Annotated in this window: 19 protein-coding genes; 5 read left to right on the forward strand and 14 right to left on the reverse strand. The window is 64.1% G+C overall.

The window, feature by feature from the left end; translation table 11 throughout:
• Window positions 1-14 precede the first annotated feature (14 nt).
• The 10 genes from FHW83_RS24230 to FHW83_RS24275 are packed head-to-tail and all read right to left on the reverse strand — an operon-like array spanning window position 15 to window position 8,862.
• Entirely contained in the window at window positions 15-1,355 is a 1,341-nt protein-coding gene (locus FHW83_RS24230; RefSeq protein ID WP_176648929.1) for a class I adenylate-forming enzyme family protein, read from the reverse strand.
• A 2-nt stretch (window positions 1,356-1,357) separates the two neighbouring features.
• Window positions 1,358-1,591, reverse strand: a complete 234-nt coding sequence (locus FHW83_RS24235; RefSeq protein WP_176648930.1) for an acyl carrier protein — start codon at window positions 1,589-1,591, stop codon at window positions 1,358-1,360.
• The gene (locus FHW83_RS24240; RefSeq protein ID WP_176648931.1) at window positions 1,581-3,377 is read right to left on the reverse strand and encodes an HAD family hydrolase; all 1,797 of its coding nucleotides are present in this window, start codon (window positions 3,375-3,377) and stop codon (window positions 1,581-1,583) included. Before FHW83_RS24240 ends, FHW83_RS24235 begins: the two co-directional genes overlap by 11 nt.
• Entirely contained in the window at window positions 3,374-4,582 is a 1,209-nt protein-coding gene (locus FHW83_RS24245) for an SDR family oxidoreductase (protein ID WP_218106431.1), read from the reverse strand. Before FHW83_RS24245 ends, FHW83_RS24240 begins: the two co-directional genes overlap by 4 nt.
• A complete protein-coding gene (locus FHW83_RS24250) occupies window positions 4,579-5,607 on the reverse strand; it encodes a beta-ketoacyl-ACP synthase 3 (RefSeq protein WP_176648932.1) in 1,029 nt (342 codons plus the stop codon). The genes FHW83_RS24245 and FHW83_RS24250 overlap by 4 nt, the downstream gene beginning before the upstream one ends.
• Window positions 5,604-6,278, reverse strand: coding sequence for an MBL fold metallo-hydrolase (locus FHW83_RS30910; protein WP_176648933.1), 675 nt, complete (start codon window positions 6,276-6,278; stop codon window positions 5,604-5,606). The genes FHW83_RS24250 and FHW83_RS30910 overlap by 4 nt, the downstream gene beginning before the upstream one ends.
• A gap of 1 nt (window position 6,279) precedes the next feature.
• A complete protein-coding gene (locus FHW83_RS24260; protein WP_176648934.1) occupies window positions 6,280-7,002 on the reverse strand; it encodes an SDR family NAD(P)-dependent oxidoreductase in 723 nt (240 codons plus the stop codon).
• Window positions 6,999-7,301 carry a hypothetical protein gene (locus tag FHW83_RS24265; protein WP_176648935.1) on the reverse strand — a complete coding sequence of 101 codons (303 nt, stop codon included), beginning with the start codon at window positions 7,299-7,301 and terminating at the stop codon, window positions 6,999-7,001. The genes FHW83_RS24260 and FHW83_RS24265 overlap by 4 nt, the downstream gene beginning before the upstream one ends.
• Window positions 7,302-7,321: 20 nt before the next feature.
• Entirely contained in the window at window positions 7,322-7,924 is a 603-nt protein-coding gene (locus tag FHW83_RS24270; protein WP_176648936.1) for a GNAT family N-acetyltransferase, read from the reverse strand.
• An 8-nt stretch (window positions 7,925-7,932) separates the two neighbouring features.
• Complete coding sequence (locus FHW83_RS24275) at window positions 7,933-8,862, reverse strand: cyclopropane-fatty-acyl-phospholipid synthase family protein (protein ID WP_176648937.1); 930 nt, start codon at window positions 8,860-8,862, stop codon at window positions 7,933-7,935.
• A gap of 175 nt (window positions 8,863-9,037) precedes the next feature.
• Here FHW83_RS24275 and scpA point away from each other — a divergent pair, with 175 nt between their 5' ends.
• The 5 genes from scpA (at window position 9,038) to FHW83_RS24300 (ending at window position 17,387) form a co-directional block, all read left to right on the forward strand.
• Window positions 9,038-11,320, forward strand: a complete 2,283-nt coding sequence (gene scpA, locus FHW83_RS24280) for a methylmalonyl-CoA mutase (protein WP_176648938.1) — start codon at window positions 9,038-9,040, stop codon at window positions 11,318-11,320.
• A gap of 4 nt (window positions 11,321-11,324) precedes the next feature.
• The gene (gene meaB / locus FHW83_RS24285; RefSeq protein ID WP_176648939.1) at window positions 11,325-12,320 is read left to right on the forward strand and encodes a methylmalonyl Co-A mutase-associated GTPase MeaB; all 996 of its coding nucleotides are present in this window, start codon (window positions 11,325-11,327) and stop codon (window positions 12,318-12,320) included.
• A gap of 36 nt (window positions 12,321-12,356) precedes the next feature.
• Complete coding sequence (locus FHW83_RS24290) at window positions 12,357-15,488, forward strand: methyltransferase domain-containing protein (RefSeq protein WP_176648940.1); 3,132 nt, start codon at window positions 12,357-12,359, stop codon at window positions 15,486-15,488.
• 5 nt (window positions 15,489-15,493) lie between these two features.
• Window positions 15,494-16,588 carry an SGNH/GDSL hydrolase family protein gene (locus FHW83_RS24295; RefSeq protein ID WP_176648941.1) on the forward strand — a complete coding sequence of 365 codons (1,095 nt, stop codon included), beginning with the start codon at window positions 15,494-15,496 and terminating at the stop codon, window positions 16,586-16,588.
• A gap of 145 nt (window positions 16,589-16,733) precedes the next feature.
• Complete coding sequence (locus FHW83_RS24300) at window positions 16,734-17,387, forward strand: hydrolase (protein WP_176648942.1); 654 nt, start codon at window positions 16,734-16,736, stop codon at window positions 17,385-17,387.
• A gap of 12 nt (window positions 17,388-17,399) precedes the next feature.
• On the opposite strand, the gene FHW83_RS24305 is transcribed toward FHW83_RS24300, so the two are convergent.
• The 4 genes from FHW83_RS24305 to FHW83_RS24320 all read right to left on the reverse strand — a co-directional run bounded on the left by FHW83_RS24305 (window position 17,400) and on the right by FHW83_RS24320 (window position 19,441).
• Window positions 17,400-18,056, reverse strand: a complete 657-nt coding sequence (locus FHW83_RS24305) for a Shedu anti-phage system protein SduA domain-containing protein (RefSeq protein WP_176648943.1) — start codon at window positions 18,054-18,056, stop codon at window positions 17,400-17,402.
• Window positions 18,044-18,295, reverse strand: coding sequence for a hypothetical protein (locus FHW83_RS24310; RefSeq protein ID WP_176648944.1), 252 nt, complete (start codon window positions 18,293-18,295; stop codon window positions 18,044-18,046). The genes FHW83_RS24305 and FHW83_RS24310 overlap by 13 nt, the downstream gene beginning before the upstream one ends.
• A gap of 248 nt (window positions 18,296-18,543) precedes the next feature.
• Window positions 18,544-18,969 carry a CBS domain-containing protein gene (locus FHW83_RS24315; RefSeq protein ID WP_176648945.1) on the reverse strand — a complete coding sequence of 142 codons (426 nt, stop codon included), beginning with the start codon at window positions 18,967-18,969 and terminating at the stop codon, window positions 18,544-18,546.
• Between the two features lies 1 nt (window position 18,970).
• Complete coding sequence (locus FHW83_RS24320; RefSeq protein WP_176648946.1) at window positions 18,971-19,441, reverse strand: VOC family protein; 471 nt, start codon at window positions 19,439-19,441, stop codon at window positions 18,971-18,973.
• Window positions 19,442-19,488: the final 47 nt, after the last annotated feature.

Below are 19,488 nucleotides of genomic sequence, written 5' to 3' on the forward strand. Positions count from 1 at the left end.
GGAATGACGGGGTTTCACTCGCGGCGGATCTTTTTCTGGCGGACGCTGTGCAGCGGGCCTTCCGCCAGCACCACCTTGGCAGGCACCTTGAACGGCGCCAGGTGCGCCAGGCATTCCTGGCGGATGCGCTTCTTCAGGCTGTCCACGCTTTCCGGGCTGTCCACCACCACCTTGGCCACCACGATGTTGCCGAGCATGGCGTGCTTCTCACCGAACACCGCCACGTCCTGCACGTTGTCCATTTCCAGAATCACGCTCTCGACTTCCGACGGATACACCTTCTGGCCGGCCACGTTGATCAGGTCCGTCACGCGGCCGAGGATGCGGAAGTAATCGCCATCGACCTCCACCTGATCCTGCGTGTTGAACCAGCCGTCCGCATCAAACTCCGATGGCGCATTCAGGTAGCCCACCATCGCGTACTGCGATTTAATCCACAACACGCCATCCACCACCTTGGTCTGGAAGCCCTCGCCGCCCACGCGCACCCAAAGCGAACCATCCTCGCGCGACTGCGAACGCAGGACGCCCACTTCGGACAAGCCATAGGTCTGCAGCAGGTCGACGCCAGGGAACTGCGCACGCACGCGGTCCAGCGTCGATTGCGGCATCACTTCCGTGCCGTAGGTGATGCGCTTGAGCGACGACAGGTCGTACTGATGCTGCAGGTTGGACGCCATCATCAGCGTCAGGAACGACGGCGTGGCCGGCAGCAGCTCCACCTTGTATTTCTCGATCGCCGCGCAGATGTTCGGCACCGAGCGGTCGGCCACCGTCACCACCGTGCCCAAGCTCGACGTGATCGCCAGGATGGTGTTGATGCCGCCGAAGTGGTCGATCATCAGGAACGGAATCGCCACCACTGGCGCGCGCTGCTTGCGGAACTTCTCGGCCACCTGGTGGAAGTCGTGCAGGATGCCTTTCGGCTTGCCGGTCGAGCCGGACGAGAACAGCACCATGCCCGGCGTGCCGCGCTGGCGGAATTCGTTGAGCAGCGCGTTGTCGGTCTTCAGGCCGCGATGGGTGATGGTGGCGTCGCGGCCGGCCGCGTCAAACTCCACGTACCACTCGCAACCCGAAACGCCCAGCGCCACCGACTCTTCCACCACCGAGGTGCGCGTCAGCGGGATCACGATGCTGCCGTTGCGGCACAGCGCCATGATCATGCAGAACACTTCCGGCGAATAGTCGCCCAGCACCACCACCGTCTCGCCGCGCTGGATGCCGGCGTCCTGCACGCGCTGGTAGAAATCGTCGATCAACGCAACGACGCCGCCATAGCTGACCTCACGGCCTTCGTGGATGAAAGCGATGCGCTCGGGCGCGCTCTGGAACCGCTCGATCAGCCATTCCATGATTACACTCCCAGATCGTTCAGCACCAGCTTGATCAGTTTGTAGGAGGTGATATTGCCCGCGTCTTCGTCGGGGATGGTCACCTTGAATTCCTCTTCCAGCGCCAGCACCAGGTTCATATGGCGCAGCGAGTCCCAGTTCGGCACGTTGTCCATGCTGGAATCTTCATTGATGGTGGCGGCGTCCACGTTCAGCATGGTGGCCATTACTTGTTTCAGGGCGTCTTCATTCAACATAAGTCATCTCTATCCATGGGTTGGCGGGTGCGGCGAAATCGGCCGCGGCGATGGCGTATCTTCGCACACCTTCGCTGGTTTCTTCTTGCAAGGGCATGCCCAGGCGGGCATAGAAATCGGCCACTTGCGCGTTCTTGGCGCTCGGGATGTATTCCGCACGCAGTTCGGTGCAGCCGCGCTGCATGGCGTCGGCGGCGATGCGGGTCCAAATGCCCGTTTCGACACCGCGGCCGATCACACGGCAGCTCATAAGGAAATTCTCGATAATGGCCGCCCGGCCTTCGTAGCGCATCACGGCCACGCCGGTCAGGCCGGCATTGCCGAATTTATCGCTGACCACCAGCGAGTAGACGGCATGCGTATCGCTACCCATCATCTGCTCGATCTCGGCCACGCTGTAGCGGGTGGTGGTGAGGTTGAACTGGTTGGACTTCTGCGACAGCTCGCTGATGCGGGCCGCGCTGGCGCGCGCATTGCGCGTCAGCTCCACCTTCAGTTCCAGCGATGCCAGATACTCTTCCTGCGAGCCGAATTGCGCCTTCAGTTCTTCCGCACCGGCGCGCTGGCGGTATTGTTCGGTCTTGCCCTTGCTGTCGGCCGCGATGCCGCCGGCCAGGAACAGGGACTTGATCTCGGCCACCACGCGCGGGTAGTCGGAGAGCGTGGCCGGCACCTGCACGGTTTTCACCATCGGCAGCTGCTGGCGCACGGCTTCGCATTCAAACGAGGAATCGTCGAGGAACACGAAGCTGTCCAGGCCCACGTTCAGTTCCTGCGCCAGGGCGCGCAGGTTGGACGGCTTGTCTTCCCAGTTGACCTTTTTGGCCACCAGTTGGGATTCTTTCAGCACCATGTCCGGATGCTTGTGCAGCACTTCGTCGACATCGGCCGGGTTGTTCTTGGTGACCAGCGCCAGCAGGATGCCCTGGCGTTCCAGCGCGGCGAATTCCTGTTGCATGCGCCAGAAGATATTGCCAGGATAATCGTAGGGACCGAGCTTGATGCCGTTCAGCAGATCCTCGCCGATCACGCCGCTCCACAGGGTGTTGTCGCAGTCCAGCGCCAGCACCTTGTAGAAGTGGGCGCCGAAGCCGCGCGCGGCGGCGGCGATGCGGCGCGCCAGTTCGTTCATGTAGGCGCCCGTGTACGGCGCCTTGCTGCGGAAGTAGAAGCGCGCGTCGAAGGCGGCTTGCTGGCCGACCGCGCGCACGATGTCTTCCGTATCGATCATGCGGATGTTGGCGAACGGCGCAGCCTCCTCGCGCAACGCGGCGTTGAAGCGCGCCAGCACAATCGCCACCGCGTCCTGTCCGCCTGCGTCGGCCGCCACGCCCATGCGGTGGAAGGTGCCGAGGTAAATCGCCGGCACCGCGCGCGCCTTGTCGAACACCATGCGGTAGCGCTGGCGCAGCTCCGCCTCCTTGGCATCGATGATGGCCGGGTCCAGGCTGTCCAGCTGCGCTTCAAACGATGGCAGCAGGTTGTCGAAGAATGGCAGCAGCACGATCTGCTCCACGCCGGCCTGCGCGAACAGGTCGATGTCGCCAATCGGATCGTCGTAGTTTCCAGCCACCAGTTCAATCCGCGCCCCGTTCAATAGCCCGTGCTTGCGCAGGTAGATGTTCAGCAGGTCCACCGTCGCGGAGGACGAGACGCCGATCTTCACGGTGCGCGGCTGGTCTTCTTTTTCCAGCGCGGTGACGGCCTGCGTCAACTGCATCATGGTGCTGTCGGCCTTGCCCAGCACTGCGAGTGCGGCCCCGCGCGGATCAAGCGAGTCACTCATCGCATCGCCATCCCGCCGTTGACGGCAATGGTGTCGCCGGTGATGAAGCCAGCATCCTCGGACACCAGATAGGCAACGGCGGCCGCCACGTCCGACGGCTTGGCCAGGCGGCGCAACGGCGTCTGGCGCGCGATCATCAGTTGTGCCTTCTCGGGAATGTCCCCGATCAGCGTGGTCTCGCACATGCCCGGCGACACGCAGTTCACCGTGATGCCCTGCGGCCCTAGTTCAGCCGCCATGTAGTTGGAAAACACCTGCAGCGCGCCCTTGGCCATGGCGTAGCCGGTCCAGGTGACGGACGGCGGACCGTCCAGCACCTGCGAAGTGATGTTGACGATGCGGCCCCACTTGCGGGCAGCCATCTCCGGCACCACGGCGCTGGTCATCAGGAACGCGCCCTTGACCTGCACATCCATCTGCTGCTGCACGTCGTCCCACGCGGTGGCGCTGAACGGCTTTGGATTGATGCGCGGCGACGCGTTGTTCACCAACACGCTGACTGCGCCAAACGCCTTCACCGCCGCCTGGTACAGCGCCTGCGCGCCTGCCTCGGTGGCGATGTCCGCCTGCACCGCCAGCGCGCGGCCCTTGCCTTCGCCGGCGGCCGCATTGATGTCCGCCACGATCTGCGCCGCGCGGTCGGCCTGTCCGCGATAGTTAACCACCACGCTGTAGCCGTCCGCCGCCAGACGCTGGCAAATCGCCTTGCCAATGCCGCCGGCGCCGCCGGTGACGATGGCCACGCGCGGGCGCGCATCGGCGGCCGGCGCGGCCTCCGGCTCGGCGGTGACCAGCACCTTCACCTTGCCGACGCCGGTCAGGATCACCTGCTGGTTCTGGTTGACGATGCGGGTATCCAGCTCCAGCAGGCGCTCGCGCTCATGCTTCTTCAGCACCGTGGCGCTGATGGTCAGCACGTCGCCCAGCCGCACCGGCAGCAGGAACTCCATGTTCTGCGACACCCACAGCGCGCCGGTGCCCGGCAGCTTGGTGCCGATTACGGTCGAGATGAAGGAAGCGCCCAGCATGCCGTGCACCACGATGTCCTTGAACGCCGTGGTTTCCGCATACGCACGGTCCACGTGCAGCGGATTATCGTCGCCGGTCATCTCGACGAACTTGCGCACGTCCGCTTCGGTAATGTGTTTGGTCAGCGTCTGCGTTTCACCAACCTGGATCGCGTCGAAATCTTTAAACATGCTCATGCTTCCTTCCTGGCCATCTTCCAGCGCCACACCGAGGCGCCGAAGTTGAAACCGGCGCCCACGGCGGCCAGCACCACGGTATCGCCATCCTTCACCAGCTTCTTCTCCACCGCCTCGCTCATGGCGATCGCCAGCGACGCGGCGCCGGTATTGCCCACGCGCGCCACGTTGGTGTACGTCTGTTCCAGCTTGTAGCCCATCTTGCGCACGATGTATTCGATCATGCGCAGATTCGCCTGGTGGAACAGCATGAAGTCGACGTCGGCCGGCGCCACGCCGCTCTTCTCGCAAGCCTTGCGGATCACGCGCGGCAGGTGGGTGATGGCCTGCTTCCAGGTGGCGATGCCGTTCATTTCCATGTAGTCCACCGCGCCGTCGAAGGCACGGCCGATGATCGGATGGCTGGAACCGCCGCCGCGCATGCGCACCGACTCGTAGTTCGAGCTGTCGGTATGGAAAGCGGAGGAGATGATGCCGTCGGCCGGGTCGTCGCTGCGGCTCAGCACTGCCGCGCCGGCGCCATCACTCAGATAGATGGCGGTGTTGACGTCGGAACGGTCGATGTAGCGCGACAGGAACTCAACGCCGATCACCACCGCGTTGCGCACCGACGGGTCCACGCGCATGCGGTCCGAGGCCACCGTCAGGCCGGTGACGAAGCCGGTGCAATTAGCCTGCAGGTCGAAGATCTGCGCGTTCGGCGCCTTCAGCTCCATCTGCACCTTGGCCGACAGCGGCGGATAGATGTAGTCGCCCGAGAAGGTGCAGGCGATGATCAGGTCCACCTCGTCCATGCTGATGCCGGCCATGTCGATGGCGCGTTGCGCCGCCAGCACCGCGTACTGCGACGCCGATTCGTCCGGACCGGCGATGTAGCGCTGCTCGATGCCGGTTTTCTCGACGATCCATTCGGGGGTGACGTCCAGGTTGCGGCACAGCGTCGCGTTATCCTCCGCGTGTTCCGGCAAGTGATGGCCGACGCCGGTGATGGTAATGCCCGGGAAGGGAAATGGAGTAGTGCTCACGATGCTGCCAACCCTAAAAAGTTTAACAATGCGGCGTTGCCGGTGCGGACCGACAGGCCGTCGGCCGCGTTGCCGTGGCCGGGATAAATGGTGCGCTCCGGCGTCAGGTCCTGCCAGTAGCCGAGGATAGTCTGCTTCAGCACCGTGTGGTCCTCGCCCGGCAGGTGAGACAGGCCGACGCCGCGCGCATACAGCGTGTCGCCGGTGAACCACGCGCTGCCGAATTCAATGATGCAGGAACCGGGCGTGTGGCCCGGCGCCGGCAGGTAGCGCAGCGGCGTGCCGGCGATGTCGGCTTCGTAGCCCGGTTCCACCAGCGTGGCCTCGGGCAGCACCACCTTGCGCTGGATTTTCATCGCCATCAGCAGGAAGTTGGAGGCCTTCATCAACTTAGCGTCGGCCTTGGGCACGAACACCGCGCAGCCGTATTTTTTCTGGAAGTGCGAGGCGCTGCCGGTGTGGTCGAAATGGCCGTGGGTGCAATACACTGCGTGCGGCCGCAGGCCATGTTCGCTCAACTCTGCGTCGATGGTTTCGCCATCGAGCCCGGCGTCGATCAGGATGCCGCCGCCTTCCACTGCCGCTTCGCAAAAATAGGCGTTGGAAGAGAACTCGCCGCTGGTCACGCGCCAGACATTGCCGCCGCCCCAGTTGCCGACCACGCTCGCCATGTCAGTTCACTCCACCCATGTAGATGGTCTGCGCGGTGATGTAGGAGCTGCGCTCGGAGGCCAGGAAATCCACGATGTTGAAGATGTCGTCCGGCTCCGCGTAGCGCGGGATCGGCAGGCCGGCGATCACCGCGTCGATCTTGTCGCCCGGGAGCTGCGCCAGCATGTCGGTCTTGATGGCGGTGATGGACAGCGTGTTGCAGGTGATGTTGAGCGGCGCCAGTTCCTTGGCCATGACGTTGGACAGCGTCGCCAGGCCGGCCTTGCAGGCGGCGTACACCGAATCGCCGATCGGCTCCAGGCTCACCGCCATCGAGCCGATGTTGATGATGCGGCCCCACTTCCCCTTGCGCATCAGCTTCGAGGCCTCGCGCGACACCATGAAGGCGCCCATCAGGTTGGTGTTGATCATGGCCTGCGCCTGCGCCGGCGGCATGATCATCGCGTACTGCGAGGTCAGCACGGCGGCGTTGTTGACCACAATGTGCACCGCGTCCGACACCTTCTTCAGCGCCGCAAAGCCCTGCTGCACCGAGGCCGGGTCGCCGATGTCGACCTGGAAGTGGTGATAGTCCGGATGTTCGATGGTGGCCTCGCCGCGCGCGAAGCCGGCCACGCGGCCGCCGTTGCGCAGGATATGCTCGGCCAGCAGGCGGCCCACACCGCGCCGGCTGCCGGTGATCAGCGCCAGCTTGCCAGCATAGGTGGAGCCGGTTGGGTTCATGCCTTTTCCGACAGCAGCAGCTCGATGTAGGCGGTCAGCGAGCGCACGTCGGTGAACGGCGACACCGGCTGGCTCATGGCGCGGTCGTCGGTCAGGCTGATATCGCGGCCGGCCTGCTCGGACACGGCGCCCTCGACGTCGACGATCACCGACACCAGCGACAGCGAATCGAGCACCGCGTCGGCGCCGAACAAACGGGTGTCCAGGCCGACGGTCAGCTGCTCGTCCGGGCCGCGTTCGTCGTTGATGTTGTTCAGGGCCTGCAGGATGATGGCGTGGATGGCGTCTTGGTTCAGCATGGGGTGGTCCTTGTAATGAATTATTCGGCGGCGCGGCGGGCGGCCGCGATCAGCACGTTCATGCGCGGCAGCGCGGTCTTGCGGTATTCGTCGGCCAGCATGCCAAGGTAGACGGCGTCCTCGAACGAACCGTCCTTCTGGCACAGGTGCTGGCGCAGGCGGCCCTCTTCCTTCATGCCCAGGTACTTCTGCCACTTGATCATCAACGTGTTGTTGGCGGCGATGATGCCGCACACGCGCAGCAGGCCCAGACGGTCGAACGCCAGCTCGTACAGCAGCTTCATGGCCTCGACGGCGGCCGGGACGCCCTGCGTGGCCGCCTCGTCGCCGATCAGGAAGCGTCCTGGCTCGCCGTGACGGTTGGCGCGGTCGATGCCGACCAGCGACAGCATGCCGACCGGATGGCCGTTTTTCAGCTCGATGATGTAGTTGTATTCCGAGGCCGGGCGGCTGGCGATCCATGCGGCCTGCTGCTCCACGCTGGCGGCGCCGGCGTTGAGGAAGCGGGCGCGCTGGGCGTTGCGCCAGCCCAGCGTCAGCGCGGCGTCTTCCGGCCGCAGCGGGCGCAGGTTGACGAATTCACCGCTCAGCACTTCGGTGTTCGGTACAACGGCTTGGGACATAAGGCTTCCTAGTAGACGATGAAGGCGGCGGCCTCCGGCACCGGCACGCCGGGCGCCGACGGCTTGTAGGCCATGCCGATGAACGATTGTTCCAGCGTGAAGCCGGCTTCGATCAAGTGGGCCAGCACTTCGCCGCCGTTGCGGTACAGGTAAATGTGGTCGGCATGGGCCGCGTTCAGCGCCGCCGTGATGAAGGCCTTGGCGCCCGGCGCCATGTTGCGGCGCAGACCGCGCAGGAAGGCCACCGGATCGTCCAGGTGCTCCAGCACTTCCACGCATACCAGCCAGTCGGCCTTCGGTTCCAGCGGTTCGGCGGTGACGTCGCGCAGCTCGGTGCGATAGCGGTCGGCCACGCCCAGCGCCTTCAGTTGTGTTTCTGTAAACCGCTGCGACGACGGGCTGATGTCCAGCCCCACGCCGCGCACCTGCGGCAGGGCACGCAGCAGCAGGCCGGAATACAGGCCGGTGCCGATGCCAACTTCCATGAAGGAAGTGGCGCCGGCCACACGCATGGCCTGCACGAAGGCGCTGTTGAAGAACTGGATCTGGCGGTAGTGGTGCGGCCACAGGAAGTGCGACAGCAGCAGGCCTGGCAGGTATTCCTGCATCATGTGCGCTTCGTTGAAATACACCTCGCTCGACGCCTGCTCGTGGGTCTTGGCCTTGTATTCGCGTTCACGCTCGAACACCGCCTGCAGTCGCATCGACTGCATGGCGAACACCGCATAGCCTTTGGCCGCCGCGCTCACCGCGTCCTCGGTCGGGAACAGGGCGTTCAGCACCGGCTCGAATTCATCGGCCCACTCAGCGCCGAACAGGGCGGCGCCACGGTCGACGATGTCGGCCGCGAAGCGGTGTTTCGCGCGCAGGGTATCGGCCAAGCGGGTCAGGCCAGGGTAGCGGGTCCGGTCCAGCTGGAAGGGGTGATTTTCAGGCATGAATATCGCAGTCGGCAAAACGGCAGAAGGCTGCACTCTAGCATACCAGTCCCCCTTTGGGTATGCCAAACAGCGACGGAAAAGCGCCCCTGCTCAGCCGCTGTGCGACGGGTAGGAAAGCCTGCCGCCGCAAGGTACAATCCCAGCACAACCGTCCGCCTGCCGAAAGTCCGATATGACCGAACCACGCACCGCCCCGACCACCCCGGCCGCCACCCTGGCGGACTGGCAAGCGGCGGCGGCACGTTCCGCGCCGGGCGGCGATCCCGCCCGCCTCGACACCCCGCAGCCGGACGGCATCACCATGAAGGCGCTGTACACGGCGGCCGACCTGCAAGGCCTGCCGCACACCGACACCCTGCCCGGCTTCGAGCCGTTTGTGCGCGGCCCGCAGGCCACCATGTACGCCTCACGCCCGTGGACCATCCGCCAGTATGCCGGCTTCTCGACGGCGGCCGAGTCCAACGCCTTCTACCGCCGCACGCTGGCCGGCGGCGGCCAGGGCGTGTCGGTGGCGTTCGACCTGGCCACCCATCGCGGCTACGATTCCGACCACCCGCGCGTCAAGGGCGACGTCGGCAAGGCCGGCGTGGCGGTCGATTCGGTCGAGGACATGAAGATCCTGTTCGACGGCATCGCGCTCGACAAGGTGTCGGTCTCCATGACCATGAACGGCGCCGTGCTGCCGGTGTTGGCCGGCTACATCGTCGCTGCCGAGGAAGCCGGCGTGGCGCCGGAACAACTGTCCGGTACCATACAGAACGACATCCTCAAAGAATTCATGGTGAGGAATACCTATATTTATCCGCCCGAACCGTCGATGCGCATCGTGGCCGACATCATTGCCTATACGGCACAGCACATGCCCAAGTTCAATTCCGTGTCGATTTCCGGCTACCACATGCAGGAAGCCGGCGCCACGCCGGCGCTGGAGCTGGGCCTGACCTTGGCCGACGGCATGGAATATGTCCGTACCGCCATCAACAAGGGCATGGACGTTGATGATTTCGCAGGCAGGTTGTCATTTTTCTTCGGCGTCGGCATGAACTTCTACATGGAGGTGGCCAAGCTGCGCGCGGCGCGCCTGCTGTGGTGCCGCATCATGAAGGACTTCGGCGCGAAGTCGCGGAAATCGCTGATGCTGCGCACCCACTGCCAGACCTCGGGCTGGTCGCTGACCGTGCAAGACCCCTACAACAACGTGGTGCGCACCACGGTGGAGGCCATGGCCGCCGTGTTTGGCGGCACCCAGTCGCTGCATACCAACTCGTTGGACGAGGCGATCGCGCTGCCGTCCGAATTCGCCGCGCGCATCGCCCGCAACACGCAGCTCATTTTGCAGGAAGAGACGCAGATCACCAACGTCATCGATCCCTGGGCCGGCTCCTACATGATGGAAAAGCTGACGCAGGACGTGGCGGACCAGGCCTGGGCCATCATCCAGGAAGTGGAACAGATGGGCGGCATGACGCAAGCCGTTGGCTCGGGCTGGGCCAAGCTGAAGATCGAGGCGGCGGCGGCCGTCAAGCAGGCGCGCATCGATTCGGGAAAGGATGTCATCGTGGGCGTCAACAAATACCAGAGCGGCGTCGAGGACCAGGTCGAGGCGCGCGAGATCGACAACACCGCCGTGCGCGAGCAGCAGATTGCGCGCCTGGCCCAGATCCGCGCCACGCGCGATCAGGAAGCGGTGGGCGCGGCGTTGGCGGAACTGGGCACGGCGGCCTATGAAGGCCGCGGCAACCTGCTGGAACTGGCGGTGCGGGCGACCCGCCTGCGCGCCACCGTGGGCGAGATTTCCGACGCGCTGGAGCAAGCGTGGGGCCGGCATCGCGCGGCCAATCAGAACGTCTCCGGTGTGTACGGTGCCGGCCTGGCGGATGACGAAAACTGGTCGCTGCTGCGCGCCGAGGTGGAACGGTTCGCGGTGGAGCAAGGCCGCCGGCCGCGCATCATGGTGGCCAAGCTGGGGCAGGATGGACATGACCGCGGCGCGCGCGTGGTCGGTTCTGCGTTTGCGGACCTGGGCTTCGACGTCGACCTCGGGCCACTGTTCCAGACGCCACAGGAAGCCGCGCGCCAGGCCGTCGAAAACGACGTGCACGCGGTCGGCGTCTCCACGCTGGCGGCCGGCCACAAGACGCTGGTGCCGGAACTGATCGCCGCGCTGCGCGACGAAGGCGCGGAAGACATCATCGTGTTCGTCGGCGGCGTGGTGCCGACGCAGGATCACGGCTTCCTGTACCAGGCTGGCGTTAAAGGCATCTTCGGCCCCGGCACGCCGATTCCGCTGTGCGCGGCCGAGGTGCTGCAGCAGATCCGCGAGTCGCTCGGCGCCGACGCCCACAAGGGCGCGGTATCGTCCGATGACGACGGTGACGGTGCGCCGCCGCCCGACGCGGCGGCGGCCGTTGCCATCGCGCTGGGCGCGACCGCCGGCACCTCGGCAGCCACCTGACCCGATGGCAATCGAGCCTGACGACGAAGCCCTCGCCGACGCCCTGCTGGCGCGGCAGCGGCGCGCGCTGGCCAAGGCCATCACCCTGGTGGAATCCTCGCGGCCCGACCACCGGCTGCGCGCCCAGGCCCTGCTGGACAAACTGCTGCCGCACACCGGCGGCGCCTACCGCATCGGCATCAGCGGCGTGCCCGGCGTCGGCAAATCCACCTTCATCGAAGCCTTCGGCATGTACCTGCTGGCGCAGGGGCTGCGCGTGGCCGTGCTGGCGGTCGACCCGTCCTCGCCGCTGACCGGCGGCTCCATCCTGGGCGACAAGACCCGCATGGAATGCCTGTCGCAGCAGGAGAACGCCTACATCCGCCCCTCCCCTGCGCGCGGCGCGCTGGGCGGCGTGGGCCACCAAAGCCGCGAGGCGATGCTGGTGTGCGAGGCGGCCGGCTTCGACGTCATCATCGTGGAAACGGTGGGCGTCGGCCAAAGCGAAACCGCCGTCGCCGGCATGTGCGACGTCTTCCTGCTGCTGCAACTGCCCAACGCCGGCGACGAACTGCAGGGCATCAAGAAAGGCATACTGGAACTGGCCGACATCGTGGTCTACAACAAGGCCGACATCGACCCGCGCGCGGCCGCCGTCGCCGCAGGACAAATGCGCGCCGCCCTGCACATGCTGCGCCCCGCCTCGCCGCACTGGCACATGCAGGTGCTGCAGGCCAGCGCCGCCACCGGCGCCGGCATGGAAGACATCTGGGCCACGCTGCAGAACTACCGCAAGACCATGCGGCACACCGGCGCCTTCGAGGAACGGCGCAAGCAGCAGGCGCAAACCTGGATGTGGAACCTGGTGGAAGCCGGCCTGCAGGAACGCTTCCGCAACCACGACGCCGTGCGTGCCGCGCTGCCGCAAGCCTTGCGGCAGGCCGCCGACGGCACCGCCAATCCGGCCACGCTGGCCACACTGCTGCTGGACGCTTTCGCCACTGGGGCGAAGCAGGTATGATAAGTCCAGCCCCACCGACCAACCGACTACGCCTCAATGACCGCTTCCAATCACGCGCAATGGCTTAAACAGGCCGCCCGCGGCAACATGACGATCCCGGAATTGTTCGACGCCGCCGCCGCACTCACGCAACAAGGCCAGTCCCAACTGGCCATTGATCTGTATCGCACCTGGCTGGAACACACCAAGCGCTCGCCGCTGGCTTACGCCGCATGGTTCAACCTCGGCGCCGTGCTGGCCGCCGTCAACGATGACGAGGGCGCCGAAGCGGCCTACCGCAAATCCATCGCCCTGCAGTCGCGCTTCATCGAAGGCCGCCTGAATCTGGGCACCTTGCTGGAACGACGCGGCAAGCCGCAAGAGGCGCTGGACATGTGGCGCTCCATCCTTGGCCCGCAGGTCAAGATCGACAAGGTGCAGCAGCGCGGCCTGTACCTGCAAACCCTGAACAACCTCGGACGCCTGCTGGAAATCCAGAAGCAGTATCCCGAGGCGGAAGAGATGCTGGCGCAAAGCCTGCGCGTCGATCCGAGTCAGGTCAACGTCATGACCCACTGGGTGCACTTGCGGCAGAAGCAGTGCCACTGGCCGACCTGGGCGGGGCTGGAGCACATCAGCCGCAAGCAGATGGAAGACGGCGCCTCGGCGCTGGCCATGCTCAGCCTGACCGACAACCCGGACCTGCAAAAAGCCGCCGCGCTGCGCTTTGTACGCGACAAGATGAACGCCGACGTCGCGCCGCTCACCCAGCAGGGCCAAAGTTACGGCCACTCGCGCCTGCGCGTCGCCTATCTGTCGTCCGACCTGTGCTCGCACGCGGTCTCCATCCTGACCGCCGAACTGTATGGCTTGCATGACCGCGGCCAATTTGAAGTCTACGCCTTCAGCTGGAGCCGCGACGACGGTTCGCCGCTGCGCGCGCGCGTGGTGGCCGGCATGGACCACTACATCCCGATCCACACGTTGAGCGACGAGCAGGCCGCTCAGCTGATCCGCGCCCACGAAATCGACATCCTGGTCGACCTGCACGGCCTGACCTCCGGCGCGCGTCCGCAAATCCTGGCCTACCATCCGGCACCGGTGCAAATGACGTGGCTGGGCTTCCCCGGCACCACCGGCCTGCCGGGCGTGGACTACGTGATCGCCGACGATTTCCTGATCACGCCGGAGATGGAAAAGGACTTCACCGAAAAGCCCCTGCGCCTGCCGGACACCTTCCAGATCAACGACCGCCAGCGCCTGATCGGCTTCACACCCACGCGCGCCTCGGTCAACCTGCCGGAAGACGCGTTTGTGTTCTGCTCCTTCAGCAACAGCTACAAATACAAGCCGGAACTGTTCGCGCACTGGATGAACATCCTGCGCCGCGTGCCGAACTCGGTCCTGTGGCTGGTGGCCGACACGCCGCTGGTGGGCGAGAACCTCAAGCAGCACGCGCGCGAGGCCGGCATCGATCCGGAGCGTCTGATCTTCGCCACCCGCGCGCTGCCGGCCGACTACCTGGCGCGCTACCGCGTGGCCGACCTGTTCCTCGACACCTACCCGTTCAACGGCGGCACCACCGCCAGCGACGCGCTGTGGGCCGGCCTGCCGGTGCTGACCTGCTCCGGTCCCACCTTCGCCTCACGCATGGCGGGCAGCCTGCTGCGCGCGGTCGACCTGCCGCAGCTGATCACCACCAGCTTCGCCGACTACGAGGAACTGGCGGTGGCGCTGGCCAACGACCCATCGCGCATCGCGGCGATGAAGCGGCAGCTCAACGACAACCGCATGAGCTGCGCCCTGTTCGACACTCCGCGCCTGGTGCGCAACCTGGAAGCGGCCATGAAGCGCGTCGCTGCCCCCATTCCGAGTAAAGCCATGAACCCTATCGACCAGATCCCGATGATCGCGGTGTCCTACAACGCACCCGACCTGATTGCCTCGCTGCTGTCCACCTTCCGCCAGCATTATCCGCACAACCCGGTCACCATCATCGATGGCTCGGCGCCGGAGATTGCGGTGCAGATCGCGCCGATCTGCGCGCAGTATGCGGGCGTGGACTTCAAGCCGTTCGGCTACAACATCCACCACGGCCCCGGCATGGCGTGGGCGATCGAAAACCTTGACCTGAAAGGCCGCGTGCTGTTCCTCGACTCCGACGTCGAGATCCTCAAGCGCGGCTTCCTCGAATCGCTGGACGAGCACCTGGAGCCGCAGATGTACGGCGTCGGCAACGTCACGCCGGTCGATGAAAACGGCTTCTCGAATGGGCCCAACAGCATGCCATACCTGCACCCCGCCTGCATGCTGACAAATATTGAAGTGGTACGCCAGTGGCCGTTGCCGGTCAAGCATGGCGCGCCGATGCTGCCGCCGATGATCGCCCTGGCCAAAGCCGGCAAGAGTGACCTGCTGCGCAACGTCGCCTGGGTCAACAACGACTTCGGCGACAATCCGGCGCAGCGCATCTTCATCCGTCACGACTGGCAAGGCACCGTGCGCCGCACCGGCGGCTACCACTACGACAAGCCGAGCGCCACCCAGATCAACGCCGAGCTGCTGTCCTTCGTGCCGCCGGCCGCCGTCAAGGTGGTGCAGCTGGGCTGCGGCGATGGGGCGTTCGCCAAGGCCTATAAACAGATCAACGCCGTCTGCAATTACACCGGCATCGAGCGCGACCCGATCGTTGCGGAGCAGGCGCGCGCGCACTGCGACTTCGTCTACAGCCAGGACTTCGAAACGCCGGACGAGCAACGCGACCGCCAGCTGGCGCAGGCCAACTGCTGGGTGCTGGACGGCGCGCTGGAGCGCGTGCGCGATCCGTGGGCGGTGCTGGAAAAAATCCGCAGCAGCATGGCGCCGGACGGTACGCTGGTGCTCTCGGTGCGCAACGTGCAGCACTGGAGCGTGCAGGTGCGCCTCAACATGGGCGACTACCGCTATCGTCCGGACGGCGTGCTGCAAAAAGATGAACTGCGCCAGTTCACACGTGGCTCGCTGCTGGAACTGCTGGCACAAACCGGCTTCCGCCTGACCGGCGGCGCGCCCGTAATCCGCGACGAAGCGGGACGCGACACGTTCCTGCCGATCCTGCGCCAGCTGGCCGTGGCCAGCGGCAGCGATCCGGAATTGTCGGTGCAGGACGCGCTGGCGCAGCGCTACATCATCACCGCCGTTCCGGCCTGACGACAATGCGCATCCTCATCATCGGCGGTTCGAATTCCCTGCTCAAGGGCGGTTATGTGCAGGGGCTGGCGCAGTCGCTGCAAGGCTATGCGGAGGCGGAGATCGTGCAGATCTCGGTGGGCGCGACCACTTCGCTGTCGGCCATCGGCCGCCTGCACGAAACCTTCAACGGCCAGCCTGCCGATGTGATCCTGTATGAATATGGCATTAACGACGCCGGCCACTTTGCGCCGCGTCCGGGAGGCGCGGAATCGTGGCTGATGTGCTTCCACCTGCTGCTGAAGACTGCGGCACGCCTGTACCCATCGGCGGTGTTCGTGCCGCTGGTGCTAGCGCAGCAGCAGCACTTCTCGATGACGGTGCCGAACCCGATCTACGATGCGCAGATCCGCGCCTACCAGGAACTGGCACTGCCCTTGATCGACATCCGCGCCTGGATGTCGGCACTGTTCCTCGGCCGCGCGCCGGAATGGATGTACCGCGACGCCGCCCACTACGACACGCCGCACGCCACCTCCATCATCGGCGCGCTGGTGGCGCAGCGCCTGCTGACATTGAAGGCGCAGAACGCCGAACCGCTTTCCACCACGCTGGCACGGCTGCAAAGCATATCGCCGTTCGCGAAAACGGAAGTGATGTACATTCCGGCCATGAATCTGCAGCAGTTCACCAGCGGCCCGGTGGAGCCAGGCCACATCGCCAACCGCCTGATGCAGCTGGACTACCTGCGCATGCTGCCAGGCAGCCGGCTGGACCTCAACAGCGAAATGTTCCCGCTGGCGCTGTTCCTGAAATCCGACCCCTGCCACGACGCGCTGCAGCTGGAGCTGAGCACGCCGGAAGGCTTCGCCATCAACACGCGCGTCGTCACGCGCCATGCGGACACCGAGACGCTGCCGTTCATCTATTCGAGCATCCCGCTGCCGCTGCTGTGGAGCCATTCGCTGGTGATGCACTACGGCGCCAGCCGGCTGGGCGTCTCCGTGCCGCTGGACGCCGGCGGCGGCCAGACCGGCTTCGACTGCTACGCCCCCGGCCTGCCCAACCCCCCCCAGCGCCACCTCGACTTCGTTGGCCTGCTGATGCTGGTGCAGCAGTAAATCTCAATATTCGAAAATTTCGACAATAAAGCGGAAATTTTTCCGCTTTTTGTTTTGGTTCGGCGCGTTCATACTTCACTCCATCGATGCAGACAACGCATCAAACACCAAATCGAAATTATTGAATATCTCAAGGAGAATGAACATGCCAACCGCAATCGCCAAACCAGGTCAAACCCTGCTGAGCCCAAACAACCACGCCCTGATCCTGATCGATCACCAATCGCAGATGGCATTTGCCACCAAGTCGATCGACCCGGTCCAGCTGCGCAACAACGTGGCGCTGGTGTCGAAGGCGGCCAAGGAATTCAAGGTGCCGACCATCCTGACCACCGTGGCGGAAAAATCGTTCTCCGGCCCGATCTTCAACGAAATCAAGGAAGTTTTCCCGAACGAAGTGGCGATCGACCGCACCACCATGAACACCTGGGAAGACCCACGCATCGCGGAACGCGTCAACGCCATCGGCAAGGAGAAAATCGTGCTGGCCGGCCTGTGGACTTCGGTATGCATCGTCGGCCCGGCCCTGTCGGCCCTGGACCAGGGCTTTGAAGTCTACGTCATCACCGACGCCAGCGGCGACATCTCGGATGAAGCCCACGAACGCGCCGTCGAGCGCATGGTGCAGGCCGGCGCCCGCCCGATGACTTCGCTGCAATACCTGCTCGAACTGCAGCGCGACTGGGCCCGTGGCGAGACCTACGACGAAACCGTCGCCACCGCGATCGCCAACGGCGGCGGCTATGGTCTGGGTCTGATCTACGCGAAAACCATGTTCAACGCCAGCGAAGGCCACTGATCCGCAGTAGAGTCAACGCGACAGCCACTGGGCTGTCGCGAGTAGTCGATTACAATTGGTCCGTAATTCCCGGGCCAATTCGTCAAAAGTTACGCAATGTACGTGCAGGCTGTTAATGACTGTGTGCCGCCTGCGCCACTCAAATCGCTGCGTCAAGCCGGCCCTCTGTAGAAAACAGTCGCGGCCAATCACCAGCAATCCAACGTACCTAATCGCAGGCACGCCAAAGTGTTCCTGCATCCTTGCAGTCCTGTGATAGTCATCCAGACGATAGTACCAGTCCACAATTTGACTAAACCCATGCTCAAAGCTACGCGACCATTGATAGCTTTGATGGGCTTTAGTCGTCGCCTTAACGGCGAAAATGCTGTGCTCTTTAGCGTGCTCAAATTCGATGAAGATAAACTTGGAGCGCTCGTTATTTGCCACGGCATAATCAGCTCGAAACTCATGCAGGATTGAGCATTGAGCAAGGTACGCGGCGGGTAACAGGTCTGAGATAAAAGCTCCGGGTATCAAGAGCAACAGATTCGGACGCGCAGCAAAGAACTCCTGCAAGCTGCCGCTCCCAGTTTCTTCAAGATCGGAACTCAATAGCAGTTGATCCAGCGCCAGCAAGTCCTCGACTGCCTGCTGCAGGTCGAGCCGGGCGCTGGTCATTTTGAGCATTCAAGTACCAATCGCAAATTTAAAATGTCCTGCACTTCAACCGTATCGGCTTCACGCTTGAACACCAGACCAAAATCCTTGAAGCGAGCGAGGAATACATTGGGCTCGGAAGGGTACGGCTGGGCTGCAAGATCTTTGCCAGCTTCAAGCTGGGACAACGAATCGGTTAGCCACTGTTTCAGTTCTCCATCTGCGTTCTGGAGTGAAAAAGTCGCCCGCAATGTCATGTGGATGCGCATGGAGTCCTCCTGGGCCGGTATACAAGTCTATACGCATCAACCATTCCCCGTTTGGCGCAGCTCAAACACGCGCTAGTGCGCTACGCCACCTTCCAGGAAGACGCGGAAGCGCCCTCTCGGTGGATCAGATAATAACGAAACTCCTGCCCTCCGCTCGAAGTCCTTCTTTCAGTTGCTTGCAGTAAGGCTTTGGAAAACTTTGTAATGAGCTTGAATGGAGGAAGCGTTTGACCGCTATGTTCTAGATTTCAAAATTCAGCTAGCAATTTGCTTTTTTCCCGGAGCGCCCTCAGGATGTCGCGCCAGCTGAGGATGCCGACCAGGCGGTCGTCGGCGCTCAGGATGGGGATGCAGGAAATGGCGTGTTCGTTAAACAGGTCGATCGCCGCGTCAACCGTGGCATCTTCGCGCAGGATTTTCGGCTTGCGCGACATGATCTGGTGCACGCGCTTGTTCAAGGTGGCCGTGTCCTTGTATGTCTCTACGTTGGTGCCGATGTTGGGACTCAGGGCCTTGAACAGGTCGCGGTCCGACACCACGCCCAGCAGCTCGCCCCCTTCCATCGCCAGCAAGTGATGGAATTTGCTGTGATCGAAAATCTCCTTCACCAACCCCAGCGTGTCGTCCAGCCCGACGGTCACCACGTTACGGCTCATGATGTCTTTCACCAGCATCTCACCCTCCCTTGCGGTAGGCCGCGATCACCTCCGGCGGCGCCTGCACCAGCTCGATCAGCACGCCGGCGCCGGCGATCGGGAATTGTTCGTTGGCTTTCGGATGCAGGAAGGCGATGTCGTGGCCGGACGCGCCTTTCCGTATCCCGCCCGGCGCGAAGCGCACGCCTTGCGCCGTCAGCCACTCCACCGCCACCGCCAGCTTGTCCACCCACAGGCCGACGTGGTTCAGCGCCGGCTGGTCCACGCGCGGGCTGCGCGCCGGGTCCAGCGGCTGCATCAGGTCCACTTCCACCTGGAACGGGCCGCTGCCCAGCAGCACGATGTCCTCGTCGACGTTTTCCTTTTCGCTCACAAAATGGCCGGATGGCGCCAGGCCCAGCATGTCCACCCATAGCTTGCGCAGCGGCTCCTTGGAGGCGGCGCCCACGGCGATCTGCTGCAGGCCAAGGATTTCAAACGGTCGGCTCATGACTACTGTCTCACTTTGTATGCGAAGATTGAATCCTAGACCGATTC

This window comes from Duganella sp. SG902 (assembly GCF_013376005.1).
Lineage (GTDB): Bacteria > Pseudomonadota > Gammaproteobacteria > Burkholderiales > Burkholderiaceae_D > Rugamonas.

What these genes read in the sequence shown, in the direction of transcription:
- FHW83_RS24230 (WP_176648929.1), bottom strand. Translation starts at nt 1,355, where the DNA reads ATGGAATGGCTGATCGAGCGGTTCCAGAGCGCGCCCGAGCGCATCGCT.
- FHW83_RS24235 (WP_176648930.1), bottom strand. Translation starts at nt 1,591, where the DNA reads ATGTTGAATGAAGACGCCCTGAAACAAGTAATGGCCACCATGCTGAAC.
- FHW83_RS24240 (WP_176648931.1), bottom strand. Translation starts at nt 3,377, where the DNA reads ATGAGTGACTCGCTTGATCCGCGCGGGGCCGCACTCGCAGTGCTGGGC.
- FHW83_RS24245 (WP_218106431.1), bottom strand. Translation starts at nt 4,582, where the DNA reads ATGAGCATGTTTAAAGATTTCGACGCGATCCAGGTTGGTGAAACGCAG.
- FHW83_RS30910 (WP_176648933.1), bottom strand. Translation starts at nt 6,278, where the DNA reads ATGGCGAGCGTGGTCGGCAACTGGGGCGGCGGCAATGTCTGGCGCGTG.
- FHW83_RS24260 (WP_176648934.1), bottom strand. Translation starts at nt 7,002, where the DNA reads ATGAACCCAACCGGCTCCACCTATGCTGGCAAGCTGGCGCTGATCACC.
- FHW83_RS24265 (WP_176648935.1), bottom strand. Translation starts at nt 7,301, where the DNA reads ATGCTGAACCAAGACGCCATCCACGCCATCATCCTGCAGGCCCTGAAC.
- FHW83_RS24270 (WP_176648936.1), bottom strand. Translation starts at nt 7,924, where the DNA reads ATGTCCCAAGCCGTTGTACCGAACACCGAAGTGCTGAGCGGTGAATTC.
- FHW83_RS24275 (WP_176648937.1), bottom strand. Translation starts at nt 8,862, where the DNA reads ATGCCTGAAAATCACCCCTTCCAGCTGGACCGGACCCGCTACCCTGGC.
- scpA (WP_176648938.1), top strand. Translation starts at nt 9,038, where the DNA reads ATGACCGAACCACGCACCGCCCCGACCACCCCGGCCGCCACCCTGGCG.
- meaB (WP_176648939.1), top strand. Translation starts at nt 11,325, where the DNA reads ATGGCAATCGAGCCTGACGACGAAGCCCTCGCCGACGCCCTGCTGGCG.
- FHW83_RS24290 (WP_176648940.1), top strand. Translation starts at nt 12,357, where the DNA reads ATGACCGCTTCCAATCACGCGCAATGGCTTAAACAGGCCGCCCGCGGC.
- FHW83_RS24295 (WP_176648941.1), top strand. Translation starts at nt 15,494, where the DNA reads ATGCGCATCCTCATCATCGGCGGTTCGAATTCCCTGCTCAAGGGCGGT.
- FHW83_RS24300 (WP_176648942.1), top strand. Translation starts at nt 16,734, where the DNA reads ATGCCAACCGCAATCGCCAAACCAGGTCAAACCCTGCTGAGCCCAAAC.
- FHW83_RS24305 (WP_176648943.1), bottom strand. Translation starts at nt 18,056, where the DNA reads ATGCTCAAAATGACCAGCGCCCGGCTCGACCTGCAGCAGGCAGTCGAG.
- FHW83_RS24310 (WP_176648944.1), bottom strand. Translation starts at nt 18,295, where the DNA reads ATGCGCATCCACATGACATTGCGGGCGACTTTTTCACTCCAGAACGCA.
- FHW83_RS24315 (WP_176648945.1), bottom strand. Translation starts at nt 18,969, where the DNA reads ATGCTGGTGAAAGACATCATGAGCCGTAACGTGGTGACCGTCGGGCTG.
- FHW83_RS24320 (WP_176648946.1), bottom strand. Translation starts at nt 19,441, where the DNA reads ATGAGCCGACCGTTTGAAATCCTTGGCCTGCAGCAGATCGCCGTGGGC.